The sequence below is a fragment of the Noviherbaspirillum malthae genome (assembly GCF_015352985.1).
In the GTDB taxonomy this organism is placed as follows: Bacteria; Pseudomonadota; Gammaproteobacteria; order Burkholderiales; family Burkholderiaceae_D; genus Noviherbaspirillum; species Noviherbaspirillum malthae.
In genome coordinates this window covers 1-12790 of sequence record NZ_JACYXF010000018.1, presented here as the reverse complement: position 1 = coordinate 12790, position 12790 = coordinate 1, and the positions used below count along the sequence as shown (strand labels likewise).

The window sequence follows — 12790 nt, the reverse complement described above, 5'->3', positions numbered from 1 at the left end:
AATCAAAACAGGAAATACCGCTGCGCCATCGGCAGCACCTTCGCCGGCTCGCAGACCAGCAGCTCGCCGTCGGCCCGCACCTCGTAGGTCTCGGGATCGACTTCCATCTTTGGCGCCAGGCCGTTATGGATCATGTCGGCCTTGCGGACGTTGCGGGTGTTCTTCACCGGGATCAGCGACTTGTTCAGCTTGAGCGCATCGCCGACGCCGGCATCATAGGCCGCCTGCGATACGAACGTGAACGAAGTGCGCAACGCGCCGCCGAAGGCGCCGAACATCATCCGGTAATGCACCGGCTGCGGCGTCGGGATGGAGGCGTTGGGGTCGCCCATCTGTGCCGCCGCGATCATGCCGCTCTTGAGTATCATCGACGGCTTGACGCCGAAGAAGGCCGGCTTCCACAACACGATGTCGGCGATCTTGCCGACTTCCAGCGAACCGACCACGTGCGAAATGCCATGGGTGATCGCAGGGTTGATCGTGTACTTGGCGATGTAGCGCTTGGCGCGGAAGTTGTCGTTGCGAGACGAGTCTTCGGCGAGTGATCCGCGCTGCACCTTCATCTTGTGCGCAGTCTGCCAGGTGCGCATGATGACTTCGCCGACGCGGCCCATCGCCTGCGAGTCGGACGACATCATGGAAATCGCGCCGATGTCGTGCAGGATGTCTTCCGCCGCAATGGTTTCGCGGCGGATGCGCGACTCGGCGAAGGCAATATCTTCTGCGATCGCCGGATCGAGGTGATGGCAGACCATCAGCATGTCGAGATGCTCGTCCAGCGTGTTGACCGTGTACGGCCGCGTCGGATTGGTGGAAGAGGGCAGCACATTGCCCTGGCCGACCGCCGCGATGATGTCCGGCGCATGGCCGCCGCCCGCGCCTTCAGTGTGGAAGGTGTGGATGGTGCGGTCCTTGAAGGCCGCCAGCGTATCTTCGAGAAAGCCGCCTTCGTTCAGCGTATCGGTATGGATCGCGACCTGGATATCCATGCGGTCCGCCACCGTCAGGCAGTTGTCGATGGCGGCCGGCGTCGAGCCCCAGTCTTCATGCAGCTTGAGTCCGATCACGCCGGCGCGGATCTGCTCTTCCAGCGGCGTCGGCAAGCTGACGTTGCCCTTGCCGAGGAAACCGAGGTTCATCGGAAAGGCATCGGCCGCCGACAGCATCGAATGGATATGCCAGGGACCCGGCGTGCAGGTGGTGGCGGCGGTGCCGACCGCGGGGCCGGTGCCGCCGCCGAGCATGGTGGTCACGCCCGACATCAGCGCTTCCTCGATCTGCTGCGGGCAGATGAAGTGAATGTGGGAATCGATGCCGCCGGCGGTGACGATCATGCCTTCGCCGGCGATGATCTCGGTCGCGCCGCCGATGGCCATGTCGACCCCGGGCTGGATATCCGGATTGCCGGCCTTGCCGATGACCGCGATGCGGCCGTTCTTCAGCCCGATGTCGGCCTTGACGATGCCCCAGTGATCGAGGATCAGCGCGTTGGTGATGACGGTATCCATCACGTCCTTGTGATTGCGCTGCGACTGGCCCATGCCGTCGCGGATCACCTTGCCGCCGCCGAACTTCACTTCTTCGCCATAGATGGTGAAATCCTTCTCGACTTCGATGAACAGTTCGGTATCGGCCAGACGCACGCGGTCGCCGACGGTCGGGCCGAACATTTCGGCATAGGCTTGCCGGGAGATTCTTGTCATTTGAGTTTCCCCATTACCTTGGCGTTGAATCCGTAGACCACGCGGTCGCCCGCCAGCGCGACCAGTTCCACCGTGCGCTGCTGGCCAGGCTCGAAGCGCACCGCGGTGCCGGCGGCGATGTTCAGGCGCATGCCGTAGGCGGCCTGGCGGTCGAACTGCAAGGCCGGATTGGCTTCGAAAAAGTGAAAATGCGAGCCGACCTGGATCGGGCGGTCGCCGCTGTTGGCCACGGTGACCGTGTTCGTTTGCCTGCCTGCATTGAGTTCGATCTCGCCGTCCTCGATCAGCATTTCTCCGGGAATCATGGCTGCTCCTATGGAATCGGGTGATGGACGGTGACGAGCTTGGTGCCGTCGGGGAAGGTGGCTTCCACCTGGATGTCGGGGATCATTTCGGCGACGCCTTCCATCACGTCGTCGCGGCTGAGGATCTTAGTACCGTCGGACATCAGCTCGGCGACGGTGCGCCCGTCGCGCGCGCCTTCCATGATGGCCGCAGTGATCAATGCCACCGCCTCGGGATAATTGAGCTTCAGGCCGCGCGCCTTGCGGCGTTCGGCCAGCAGGGCGGCGGTAAAGATCAGGAGTTTGTCTTTTTCTCTTGGAGTCAGCTCCATCCGGTTTCTCCTTGTGGATATCGGGGTTGGCGGATTGTTTTCATGTATTCCAGATGCGCGGCACGACCGCTTCGCGGCCGGTGAGCGCTGGCCGCAGCAGGCGCCAGGCGGCGAGCATCACGTGCCGTGCGGTTTCGCTCGAACCGCCGAGATGGCGTACCACCACGACCGATTTCATCTGCGTGACGCCGAAGGAACCGGCGGGCGCATCGATCTCGCGCAATGCTGCGATCACGGTAGCGGGAAGCTGCTTGCCGACCGCGATCAGCGTGGCGCAGACAGTATGGCCCGCAAGGCCGAGCGGACTGCGCATGGCGGTGATGCCTGCGGTGAGCACGCCGTGCTCGAACCATACCAGGCGGCCGTCGCGGCGGATGGCGGTGCGCTGCTCGACGGTGCCGCTGTTGAAGGATTCGCCGGATGCGGTGCGGCCGAAGCAGAGGATTTCGCAGCCGATATAGCTGGCATCCTTGCCGAGTTCGACCTGGTGCTCGAGCCGTACATGCGCGGCGTCGAAAAAAATAGTTTCCTGCGGCAGCCATTCCAGCGTTGCCCCTTCGCCGGCCGCGAGATGCACGTTCTGGCGGGAGACATGACCGTTGGCCTTATACCACTTGGCAGCACCGGGCGTGGCCAGCAAGGCGCTGGACTGTGCACCGAGGCGTACGCCGAGTACGAGTTCATCGCCGCCGACCACGCCGCCGGGCGGATGAACGACGATGGCATGGCAGACCGCATTGCCTTCCGGGTAGAGCGGCTTCTGCACGCGCAGCGGTCCTGAATGTGTACGCTCGACCAGCCTGGTCGTGCTGCGGTCGCGCTCGAAGCCCAACGACAGACGGGCTTGCCATCGGGCATGTGCGGCAGGAGGAAAGTCGGGTGCATCGGCAATTCGTTTCATGCGCAGACTATACCGCCAAGTGGCGCTTGACGTTCTCTCCGCCCATATCCGCCTGCACTCCTGAGGCCACCACTTCGCCGCGCGACAGGACGACGAACTTGTCGGCCAGTTCATGGGCGAAATCGAAGTACTGTTCGCACAGCAGGATGGCCATGTCGCCGCGCTCGCGCAGCAGGCGGATCACGCGGCCGATGTCCTTGATGATGGAAGGCTGGATGCCTTCGGTAGGCTCATCCAGGATGATGAGCTTGGGATCGGCCAGCAGGGCGCGGGCGATCGCAAGCTGCTGCTGCTGGCCGCCGGACAGGTCGCCGCCGCGCCGGTGCAGCATGTCCTTCAGCACCGGGAAGAGTTCGAAGACTTCGCTGCGTATCTTCGAAGCCTGGCGGCCCGGCTTGACGGCCATGCCCATCATCAGGTTTTCCTCGACGGTGAGGCGGGCAAAAATTTCCCGGCCTTGAGGCACGTAGGCGATGCCGAGCGACGCGCGCTCATGCGGCTTGAGTTTGGTGATGTCGCGGCTGTCAAGCCTGACATTGCCGGCGGCGACCGGCAGCACGCCCATCAGGCATTTCAGCAATGTGGTCTTGCCGACGCCGTTGCGCCCGAGCAGGGCCAGGCATTCGCCTTTCTTCAGGTCGAGCGAGACGCCGCGCAGCGTATGGGAGGAGCCGTAGTATTGATTGAGCTTTTCGACGTTGAGCATGTTGTTGTTCCGGATGTCGATAGGAGAGGGTTCAGCGTCCCAGATACACTTCGATGACGCGCTCGTCCGACTGCACCTGCTGCATCGTGCCTTGGGCCAGCACCGAGCCTTCATGCAGCACGGTGACCTTGCCGTCGCGGGCGATCTCGTTGACGAAAGCCATGTCGTGCTCGACCACCATGATCGAATGCTTGCCGCGCAGTTCGTTGAGCAGTTCCGCGGTGCGCGCGGTTTCGGCGTCCGACATGCCGGCCACCGGTTCGTCGAGCAGCAACAGCTGCGGTTCCTGCATCAGCAGCATGCCGATTTCCAGCCACTGCTTCTGGCCGTGCGAGAGCAGGCCGGCGAGCCGCTGCTCCTGGCCGTTCAGGCGGATCAGTTTGAGAATCTCATCAATCTTGCCTTTCTGCTCCGAGGTCAGGCGGAAGAACAGCGTCGGCTTGACCCGCTTGTCCATCTTCATCGCCAGTTCCAGGTTCTCGAACACGGTGTGCTGTTCGAACACGGTGGGGCGCTGGAACTTGCGGCCGATGCCGGCATGTGCGATTTCGTATTCCGTCATTTTGGTCAGGTCCATGGTCTGGCCGAAATAGGCGGTGCCGGAAGCGGGGCGCGTCTTGCCGGTGATGACATCCATCATGGTCGTCTTGCCTGCGCCATTGGGGCCGATGATGCAGCGCAGCTCACCGACCGAGATGTCGAGGTTGAGCTTGTTGATTGCCTTGAAGCCGTCGAAGGACACGGTGATGTCTTCGAGATAAAGGATGGCGCCGTGCGTGGTATCGACGCCTTCCTGCTTCACGCGGCCGTAGGAGGTGCCGTAGTCGGCGTGCTCGCTCTGCACATCGAGTTCGCGGTTTCTGCTCATGTCGTTCATGCTGCCTCCCGGGATTTCTGAAGCTTGCGTGTCAGGCCGAGGATGCCTTGCGGCATGAACAGCGTGACAAGGATGAAAATCAGGCCGAGCGCATACAGCCAGAGATCGGGGAAGGCGGCGGTGAACCAGCTCTTGAGACCGTTGACCGAGAAGGCGCCGATGATCGGCCCGATCAGCGAGCCGCGTCCGCCGACGGCCGCCCAGATCACCATCTCGATCGAATTGCCGGGCGACATTTCGGACGGGTTGATGATGCCGACCTGCGGCACGTACAGCGCACCCGCGATGCCGCACAGCACCGCCGACAGCGTCCAGACGAACAGCTTGAACCACAGCGGGTTGTAGCCGATGAACATCAGCCGGGATTCCGAATCGCGCACACCCTGCAGTACGCGCCCCAGCTTGGAAGTGACGATCCAGCGGCACAGCAGCAGCGCGCCGAACAGTGCCGCCAGCGTGATCAGGTAGAGCGCTGCCTTGGTGCCGGGCTCGGTGATCGAAAAGCCGAGGATGCGCTTGAAGTCGGTGAAGCCGTTGTTACCGCCGAAGCCGGTGTTGTTGCGGAAGAACAGCAGCATGAAGGCGAAGGTCATTGCCTGCGTGATGATCGAGAAGTACACGCCCTTGATGCGCGAGCGGAAGGCGAAGTAGCCAAACACGAAGGCCAGCACGCCGGGCACCAGCACCACCAGCGCCATGCAGTACCAGAAGTTGTCGGTGAACGACCAGAACCAGGGATAGGCCTTCCAGTCGAGGAAGACCATGAAGTCCGGCAGGTTGCTCTGGTAGACGCCGTCCTTGCCGATCGCGCGCATCAGGTACATGCCGTGCGCATAGCCGCCGAGTGCGAAGAACACGCCGTGGCCGAGCGACAGGATGCCGGTATAGCCCCACACCAGGTCGAGCGCCAGCGCGGCCATCGCATAGCACATGAACTTGCCGATCAGTGCCACGGTATAGCTCGACACGTGCAGCGCATGGCCGGATTCGAAGCTGAGGTTAAGAATCGGCAGCAGGGCCAGCAGGGCCGCGCAGACCACGATGCCGGTCCATGCCGGACGGGAGAAGAGGGAAGACGTCATTCTGCGCTCCTGCCTTTCATGGCGAACAGGCCCTGCGGGCGTTTCTGGATGAAGATGATGATGAACACCAGGATGGCGATCTTCGCCATCACTGCGCCGGCGAAGGGTTCGAGGAACTTGTTGACCTCGCCCAGGCCGAAGGCCGCGATCACCGTGCCGGCCAGCTGGCCGACACCGCCCAGCACCACCACCATGAAGGAATCGACGATATAGCCCTGGCCGAGGTCGGGGCCGACATTGCCCAGCTGCGACAGCGCCACGCCGCCGAGGCCGGCGATGCCGGAGCCGAGGCCGAAGGTCATCATGTCGATCTTGCCGGTCGATACGCCGACGCAATCGGCCATGCGGCGGTTCTGCGTCACCGCACGCACGAACAGGCCGAGGCGGGTCTTGTTGAGGATGGCCCAGACGGCAGCCACCACGAACATTGCAAAGAAGATGATCACGATGCGGTTGTACGACAGCACCAGCGATCCCATGACCGTGATGCCGCCCGACATCCAGGAAGGATTGGCTACTTCCACGTTCTGCGCGCCGAAGATGGAGCGCACCAGCTGCATCAGCACCAGGCTGATGCCCCAGGTGGCGAGCAGCGTTTCCAGCGGACGGCCGTAGAGCCAGCGGATGACGGTGCGTTCCAGCGCGATGCCGACTGCGCCGGCCACGATGAAGGCGGCTGGCAGTGCGGCCAGCAGGTAGAAATCGACCGCGCCCGGCAGGTACTGGCGGAAGACGAGCTGGCAGATATAGGTAGTGTAGGCGCCGATCATCAGCAGCTCGCCGTGCGCCATGTTGATGATGCCCATCAGGCCGAAGGTAATGGCCAGGCCGAGCGCCGCCAGCAGCAGCACGCTGCCCAATGACACGCCGTAGAACAGGTTGCCGACGAATTCCGCGCGGGACTGCCGCGCGTTGATGGCGCTGATGGTGCCGACCGCGGCGACGCGCACCGCTTCATCCGGCTCGATGTAGCTGCCATCGGGATTTTTTTCCAGCAGCTGCATCAGCAGCGGCTTGAGATTGGCGTTGGTGCTGCCCGACAGCGCTTCGACCGCCGCCTTGCGGGTGGCCGCGTCGGGGGATTGCAGGTTGGCGGTGGCGGCCACCAGCTGCAGTACGCCCTTGATGTCGGCATCGCTTTCCTTTGCCAGTGCTTTCTCGATCAGGGGGAGCTGGCCGGGATCGGCATTCTTTTCCATCGCCCGCGCGGCCGCAAGGCGTTCGCCGCGATCGGCGGACAGCAGCCTCAGGCCGGACATCGCGCCGTCGATTGCGCTGCGCAGGCGGTTGTTCGCGGTGATGCCGTCGATGCCTTCCGGCGTCGGCACATCCGCGCCGGCTTCCGGATCGAAGGCCTTGCCGTCCTCGACCACGTAGATGCGGCCTTCCGGCGTTGCGTACAGGTTATCGGTCTTCAGCGCATTGAGCACCTTGACGGCGTCGTCGCTGGCGAGCGCTGCAATCTTGTTGACGGCTTCGATGCGCGCATCCGGATCGTCGCCGGCGAGCGGCTTGAGCAGGGCCGGATCGATCGCCGCTTGGGCCGTGAGCGCCGTTGCGCACAGCCATCCGATGGCAAGGATTTTTTTGATGAGATTCATTTGCGATGTATTGAGCAGGGCGACGCACGAAAACGACGGGCGCAAAAAAGCCGGAGGGCGTGACTCGGAGCCACTCTCCGGCTCATGGTGCTTGTTGCCGCACGGCGGACTTCCCGCAGCGGAAGGCCGCCATGCAAGGCTAAGCCAATTACATCTTCTGCTTGGCTTCGTTGCCGGCGATGAACGGGCTCCACGGCTGGGCGCGCAGCGGGCCCTTGGTCTTCCACACCACGCTGAACTGGCCGTCAGGCTTGATCTCGCCGATCATGACCGGCTTGTGCAGGTGATGGTTGGTCTTGTCCATGACCAGCTCGAAACCGGACGGCGACTTGAAGGTCTGGCCGCCCATCGCCGCGATCACCTTGTCGGTATCGGTGGACTTGGCCTTCTCGACGGCCTGCTTCCACATGTGGATGCCGACGTAGGTCGCTTCCATCGGGTCGTTGGTGACCACGGTGTCGGCGTTCGGCAGCTTCTTCTCCTTGGCATAGGCCTTCCACTGCTTGATGAAGGCATCGTTGGCCGGGTTCTTCACCGACTGGAAGTAGTTCCATGCGGCGAGATGACCGACCAGCGGCTTGGTGTCGACGCCGCGCAGTTCCTCTTCACCCACCGAGAATGCGACGACCGGCACATCGGTCGCCTTCAGGCCGGCGTTGCCAAGTTCCTTGTAGAAGGGTACGTTGGAGTCGCCGTTGATGGTGGAGATCACCGCGGTCTTGCCGCCGGCCGCGAACTTCTTGATGTTGGCGACGATGGTCTGGTAATCGGAATGGCCGAACGGCGTGTAGACCTCGTCGATGTCGGAATCCTTCACGCCCTTGGATTTCAGGAAGGCGCGCAGGATCTTGTTGGTGGTGCGCGGATATACGTAGTCGGTGCCGAGCAGGACGAAGCGCTTGGCGCCGCCGCCGTCCTTCGACATCAGGTATTCAACAGCGGGGATCGCCTGCTGGTTTGGCGCCGCGCCGGTGTAGAACACATTCTTCTCGAGCTCCTCGCCTTCATACTGGACCGGATAGAACAGCAGGCTGTTCAACTCCTTGAAGACCGGCAGCACCGACTTGCGCGAAACCGATGTCCAGCAGCCGAATACCACCGCCACCTTGTCCTGTGTGACCAGCTGGCGCGCCTTCTCGGCGAACAGCGGCCAGTTGGAGGCCGGGTCGACGACCACGGCTTCGAGCTTCTTGCCCATCACGCCGCCCTTGGCATTGATCTCGTCGATCGTCATCAGCGCGACGTCTTTCAGCGAGGTTTCGGAGATGGCCATCGTGCCCGACAGCGAGTGAAGGATACCGACCTTGATGGTGTCAGCGGCAAGGGCTTGCGGCATCCATGCGGAAGCGGTAAGCATGAGGGCGCCGGCGGCGGTCGCTTTCAAGAGGGTGCGACGAGACATTTTTGCTCCTAAGAGTTTATTTGGTGGGTCGATGGTGTGCGATGGCTCGCAAGCAAGCTTTAGCAGTTTGCGTGCCATGCGTTCGGCCCATGGCCAAAAGTTCCCGGGGCGGTTTCATGCCCAATTCAAGTGCGCTCAACTGAATCGCTGGTGAGGGCGTGCGCTTTTTTGGCGCTGGCGAACGCCGTATTGGTGCGGAAAACGCGACATGCCTGTGCGGCAGGGAGAAGTGCCTTGATCGATCTCAGAAGGCCGGCGCGCTTTGGTGCGTGTCACCGCATCCAAGAGATCCGGCCAAGCTTTTTGCAGCCGAGCTTTCACCTGCATTGGGCCAAGACCCATATGTTCCCTTCCCTTCCCTTCAAGGGGAGGGTTAGGGTGGGGATGGGTTATAGATACCGAATCGATTGCTGCAAAATTCCAATCCCATCCTGGAAGGGCAAGGAAGAATAAAGTTTTTCCGAACCCTGAATAATGACCAAGTCAACGCGGCACGGATTCGGTAGGGAAGGTGACAACGTGATCGGCGCCGAGGCGGATGCCGATCTTCTCGCCGATCGCATGATCGTGATGCGAGGGCACGAGGGCCAGAAGCTGCTGCCCGCTCGGCAGCTTCAGGGTATAGAGGAATTCGGCGCCGCGAAACGCCTTGCGCACCACTTCCGCCTGCAGCGGGCTGGCGTCGTCATGCACCACGTCGTCGGCGCGCAGCAGCACGTCGACCACCTGCTGGGTGCGCTCCGCCGTCGAGCAGGCATTGACGCCCTGCCAGAGCGGCAGGCTGCCGATTTCGATATGCACCTGCTGGCGCGGCAGATCTATCGTGCCCGGCGTGAATACGCCCTGGCCGATGAAGTCGGCCACGAAGCGGTTTTCCGGGCGGTGATAGAGGTTATAGGCGTTGTCCCACTGGACGATGACGCCCTGGTGCATCACGCCGATCTGGTCGGCGATGGCAAATGCCTCATGCTGGTCATGGGTCACGAGAACCGCCGTCGTGCCGAGTTCCTTCAGGATGTCGCGCACTTCCAGCGCAAGCCGCTCGCGCAGGTCGACGTCGAGATTGGAGAAGGGCTCGTCGAGCAGCAGCAGGTCGGGCTGGGGTGCCAGCGCCCTTGCCAGCGCCACCCGCTGCTGCTGGCCGCCCGACAGTTCATGCGGATACTGCTTTGCATGCGAGGACAGGCCGACCAGCGACAGCAGGCGGTCGACGCGCTGCTTGCGTTCGTCGCGCGCAAGCTTCTGCAGGCCGAAGGCGATGTTTTCCCAGACCGACAGGTGCGGGAACAAGGCATAGTCCTGGAACACCACGCCGACCCCGCGCCGCTCCGGCGCTTCGGTAAAGCCGGCATGGCTCAGTTCCCTGCCGCCGAGGGCAATGCGTCCGCAGAGCAGGGATTCGAAACCGGCAATTGCCCGCAGTACGGTCGTTTTGCCGCATCCCGATGGGCCGAGCAGGCAGCCGATTTCACCGCGGGCGAGCGAAAACGACATGCCGTGAACGATTTCAGTAAAGGTCCGGCCGGCGGAATAGCCGACGCGGATCGAGTCGATGGTCAGATGCGACTCGGACCTGGCTGCGATATCCATAATATTGCAAAGGTGGAAGACGGCATTGATTATAATTCTCATTTGCAGAGACCGTACAACCGCTTAGGATTTCATGCGCTTATTCGCACCCCGCTGGCCGGGCAATCGTTGCCATGGAGGCATACACCCGCTGCTTCTTGTTTCCCTGATCATCGCCGTGCTGGTCGGCATCCCCATTTTCGGTGTCGTTTCCAACCTGGTAATCCCGGGTCCGGATTCCGGCGCCGGCACCTTCCAGCACCTGTGGGCCACCGTGATGCCGGAATACCTCGGCAACAGCCTCGCCATTGCAGCCATCGTCGCCGTGCTGGCGGGAATCGGGGGCGTTGGATGCGCATGGCTGGTGGCGGTCTTCGATTTCCCCGGCAAGCGCATGTTCGAATGGACGCTTGTCCTGCCGCTGGCCATGCCGGCCTACGTGGTGGCGTATGCCTACACCGACTTCCTGCAGTTCGCCGGTCCCGTGCAGAGCGCGCTGCGCAACGCCTTCGGCTGGCAGGCGGGCGACTACTGGTTTCCCCAGATCCGGTCTGTCGGCGGCGCCGGCATCCTGTTCGCGATGGTGCTGTATCCGTATGTCTACCTGCTGGCGCGCACCGCGTTTCTGGAGCGCAGCCCGCGCATGTGGGATGCCGCGCGCACGCTGGGAGCGGGCCCCTGGTCTGCCTTCTTCAAGATCAGCCTGCCGCTGGCCCGGCCGGCGGCGGCCGCCGGCATCGCGCTGGCGCTGATGGAAACGCTCGCCGACTACGGCGCGGTCGCCTATTTCGGCGTGCCGACGCTGACGACGGGCATTTACAAGTCCTGGTATTCCTTTTCCGACCGCACCGCCGCCGCGCAGATCGCCGCCGTGCTGCTCATCGCCATCACCGCGCTCATGGTGATGGAGCAGAAAAGCCGGGGCCGGTCGCGCTACTATGCCGTCGGCGCGCGCACCCGGCTGCAGGAATCGATGCGCCTGGGCGGCCTGCATGCCTGGCTGGCGTCGGCCTTCTGTGCACTGCCGGTCCTGCTGGGCTTCATTGTCCCGGTTGCCATCCTGTTAAGACTGATGCTCGGCGAAGAGACGCTGCAGCTCAGCGAAAGATACCTGGGCTGGTTCAAGAACAGCGTGCTGCTGGCATCGATCACCGCCGTGATCGCCATCGTCATTTGCGTGCTGCTTGCCTACGCGGCACGGGTGACGAAGAGCAGCGTGCAGGCGGCCAGCAACCGCATCGTCAGCATGGGATATGCGGTGCCGGGGGCGGTCATCGCCGTAGGCATCCTGATCCCGCTGGCCCGGCTTGATACCTGGGCCAGCGAACATGGGATGAAGATGCTCCTGACCGGCAGCGTCGCCGCGCTGGTATATGCCTACCTGGTGCGCTTCCTCGCCGTGTCTTACCAGACGGTACAGGCCGGACTGGTCAAGATCACGCCGAGCATGGATGCCAGCGCCCGGGTGCTGGGCCACGGCCTGGTGTCGATGCTGGCGAAGGTGCATGCGCCCTTGCTCTGGCGCAGCGTGGTGACGGCCGGACTGCTGGTGTTCGTGGATGTGATCAAGGAACTGCCGGCCACGCTCACCATCCGGCCCTTCAATTTCGATACGCTCGCGGTGATCACCTATCAGCTGGCGGCGGACGAGCGGCTGGGCGAGGCGGCCCTGCCGGCCTTCACGATTGTCATGATCGCCCTGATCCCGGTCGGCGTGCTGGCGCGCTCCATCGCCAAGGCGGAGCGCTAGAGCATTTTCGTGTTGAGCTGCACCATTAAAGGTGGTGAATTTACAGCGGGGCCAAGAAGTCAAACTCTCACTCACGGTGAAGCGGGAGGCTGTCATGGCATGGCATCTTGGTCAAGCCTACGGGCAAGATTTGCGTGATCGCGTACTGCGGGCCGACGGCAGTATCCGGGAAGTCGCGGCCCGCTTTGGCGTAAGTCATTCCTACGTGTCGCGAGTGCGCTCCCGGCGACGACGCCTCGGCGAAGACACGCCCGGCGTGCAGTGCAGCCACAGGCAGCTCAAACTGACCGGCTTCGAACAAGTACTCATCGACAAGGTCCATGCCGTCAACGATCTCACTCTCAAGCAGCTCTGCGCCTGGCTCGAAGCTGAGCATGGGATGCGGGTCGGTATCTCCACGCTCTGGAAGACGTTGGCTCGGCTGGGCATCAGCCTCAAAAAAAGACGCTCCATGCATCCGAGCAAACGCGCCCGGACATAGCGCAGGCCCGACAGACCTGGCAGGCAGAACAACCTGAACTGGAAGTCGAGCATCTGGTGTTTCTGGATGAGACTTGGGCCAGCACCAATATGACGCCGACCC

12 protein-coding genes are annotated in these 12790 nt (G+C 62.8%); 2 read left to right on the top strand and 10 right to left on the bottom strand.

The genetic code is table 11. The features are described 5' to 3' along the window. Positions 1-2 precede the first annotated feature (2 nt). The 10 genes from ureC to IGW03_RS19010 form a co-directional block, all read right to left on the bottom strand. Positions 3-1703, bottom strand: coding sequence for an urease subunit alpha (gene ureC, locus IGW03_RS19055; RefSeq protein ID WP_194724122.1), 1701 nt, complete (start codon positions 1701-1703; stop codon positions 3-5). Beyond that, positions 1700-2008, bottom strand: a complete 309-nt coding sequence (locus IGW03_RS19050; RefSeq protein ID WP_194724121.1) for an urease subunit beta — start codon at positions 2006-2008, stop codon at positions 1700-1702. Before IGW03_RS19050 ends, ureC begins: the two co-directional genes overlap by 4 nt. Positions 2009-2016: 8 nt before the next feature. Continuing rightward, positions 2017-2319 carry an urease subunit gamma gene (locus IGW03_RS19045; protein WP_194724120.1) on the bottom strand — a complete coding sequence of 101 codons (303 nt, stop codon included), beginning with the start codon at positions 2317-2319 and terminating at the stop codon, positions 2017-2019. 40 nt (positions 2320-2359) lie between these two features. After that, positions 2360-3220, bottom strand: a complete 861-nt coding sequence (locus IGW03_RS19040) for an urease accessory protein UreD (protein WP_194724119.1) — start codon at positions 3218-3220, stop codon at positions 2360-2362. A 7-nt stretch (positions 3221-3227) separates the two neighbouring features. Next, a complete protein-coding gene (gene urtE, locus IGW03_RS19035; protein WP_194724118.1) occupies positions 3228-3926 on the bottom strand; it encodes an urea ABC transporter ATP-binding subunit UrtE in 699 nt (232 codons plus the stop codon). A gap of 31 nt (positions 3927-3957) precedes the next feature. Beyond that, the gene (gene urtD / locus IGW03_RS19030; RefSeq protein WP_194724198.1) at positions 3958-4794 is read right to left on the bottom strand and encodes an urea ABC transporter ATP-binding protein UrtD; all 837 of its coding nucleotides are present in this window, start codon (positions 4792-4794) and stop codon (positions 3958-3960) included. 5 nt (positions 4795-4799) lie between these two features. Further along, positions 4800-5885, bottom strand: a complete 1086-nt coding sequence (gene urtC / locus IGW03_RS19025) for an urea ABC transporter permease subunit UrtC (RefSeq protein ID WP_194724117.1) — start codon at positions 5883-5885, stop codon at positions 4800-4802. After that, entirely contained in the window at positions 5882-7486 is a 1605-nt protein-coding gene (urtB, locus tag IGW03_RS19020) for an urea ABC transporter permease subunit UrtB (RefSeq protein ID WP_194724116.1), read from the bottom strand. Before urtB ends, urtC begins: the two co-directional genes overlap by 4 nt. Positions 7487-7634: 148 nt before the next feature. After that, entirely contained in the window at positions 7635-8888 is a 1254-nt protein-coding gene (gene urtA, locus IGW03_RS19015; RefSeq protein ID WP_194724115.1) for an urea ABC transporter substrate-binding protein, read from the bottom strand. A gap of 483 nt (positions 8889-9371) precedes the next feature. Further along, a complete protein-coding gene (locus IGW03_RS19010; protein ID WP_194724114.1) occupies positions 9372-10478 on the bottom strand; it encodes an ABC transporter ATP-binding protein in 1107 nt (368 codons plus the stop codon). Between the two features lie 73 nt (positions 10479-10551). Between IGW03_RS19010 and IGW03_RS19005 the strand changes: the two genes are divergently transcribed. Beyond that, positions 10552-12207 (top strand): ABC transporter permease, encoded by a 1656-nt coding sequence (locus IGW03_RS19005; RefSeq protein WP_194724113.1) that lies wholly within the window; start codon positions 10552-10554, stop codon positions 12205-12207. 94 nt (positions 12208-12301) lie between these two features. Further along, positions 12302-12688, top strand: a complete 387-nt coding sequence (locus IGW03_RS19000) for a winged helix-turn-helix domain-containing protein (protein ID WP_194724112.1) — start codon at positions 12302-12304, stop codon at positions 12686-12688. The last annotated feature ends 102 nt before the right edge of the window (positions 12689-12790 follow it).

Bases quoted from the DNA above. Each gene is read 5' to 3' on its own strand.
- ureC (WP_194724122.1), bottom strand. From the start codon at position 1,703: ATGACAAGAATCTCCCGGCAAGCCTATGCCGAAATGTTCGGCCCGACC.
- IGW03_RS19050 (WP_194724121.1), bottom strand. From the start codon at position 2,008: ATGATTCCCGGAGAAATGCTGATCGAGGACGGCGAGATCGAACTCAAT.
- IGW03_RS19045 (WP_194724120.1), bottom strand. From the start codon at position 2,319: ATGGAGCTGACTCCAAGAGAAAAAGACAAACTCCTGATCTTTACCGCC.
- IGW03_RS19040 (WP_194724119.1), bottom strand. From the start codon at position 3,220: ATGAAACGAATTGCCGATGCACCCGACTTTCCTCCTGCCGCACATGCC.
- urtE (WP_194724118.1), bottom strand. From the start codon at position 3,926: ATGCTCAACGTCGAAAAGCTCAATCAATACTACGGCTCCTCCCATACG.
- urtD (WP_194724198.1), bottom strand. From the start codon at position 4,794: ATGAGCAGAAACCGCGAACTCGATGTGCAGAGCGAGCACGCCGACTAC.
- urtC (WP_194724117.1), bottom strand. From the start codon at position 5,885: ATGACGTCTTCCCTCTTCTCCCGTCCGGCATGGACCGGCATCGTGGTC.
- urtB (WP_194724116.1), bottom strand. From the start codon at position 7,486: ATGAATCTCATCAAAAAAATCCTTGCCATCGGATGGCTGTGCGCAACG.
- urtA (WP_194724115.1), bottom strand. From the start codon at position 8,888: ATGTCTCGTCGCACCCTCTTGAAAGCGACCGCCGCCGGCGCCCTCATG.
- IGW03_RS19010 (WP_194724114.1), bottom strand. From the start codon at position 10,478: ATGGATATCGCAGCCAGGTCCGAGTCGCATCTGACCATCGACTCGATC.
- IGW03_RS19005 (WP_194724113.1), top strand. From the start codon at position 10,552: ATGCGCTTATTCGCACCCCGCTGGCCGGGCAATCGTTGCCATGGAGGC.
- IGW03_RS19000 (WP_194724112.1), top strand. From the start codon at position 12,302: ATGGCATGGCATCTTGGTCAAGCCTACGGGCAAGATTTGCGTGATCGC.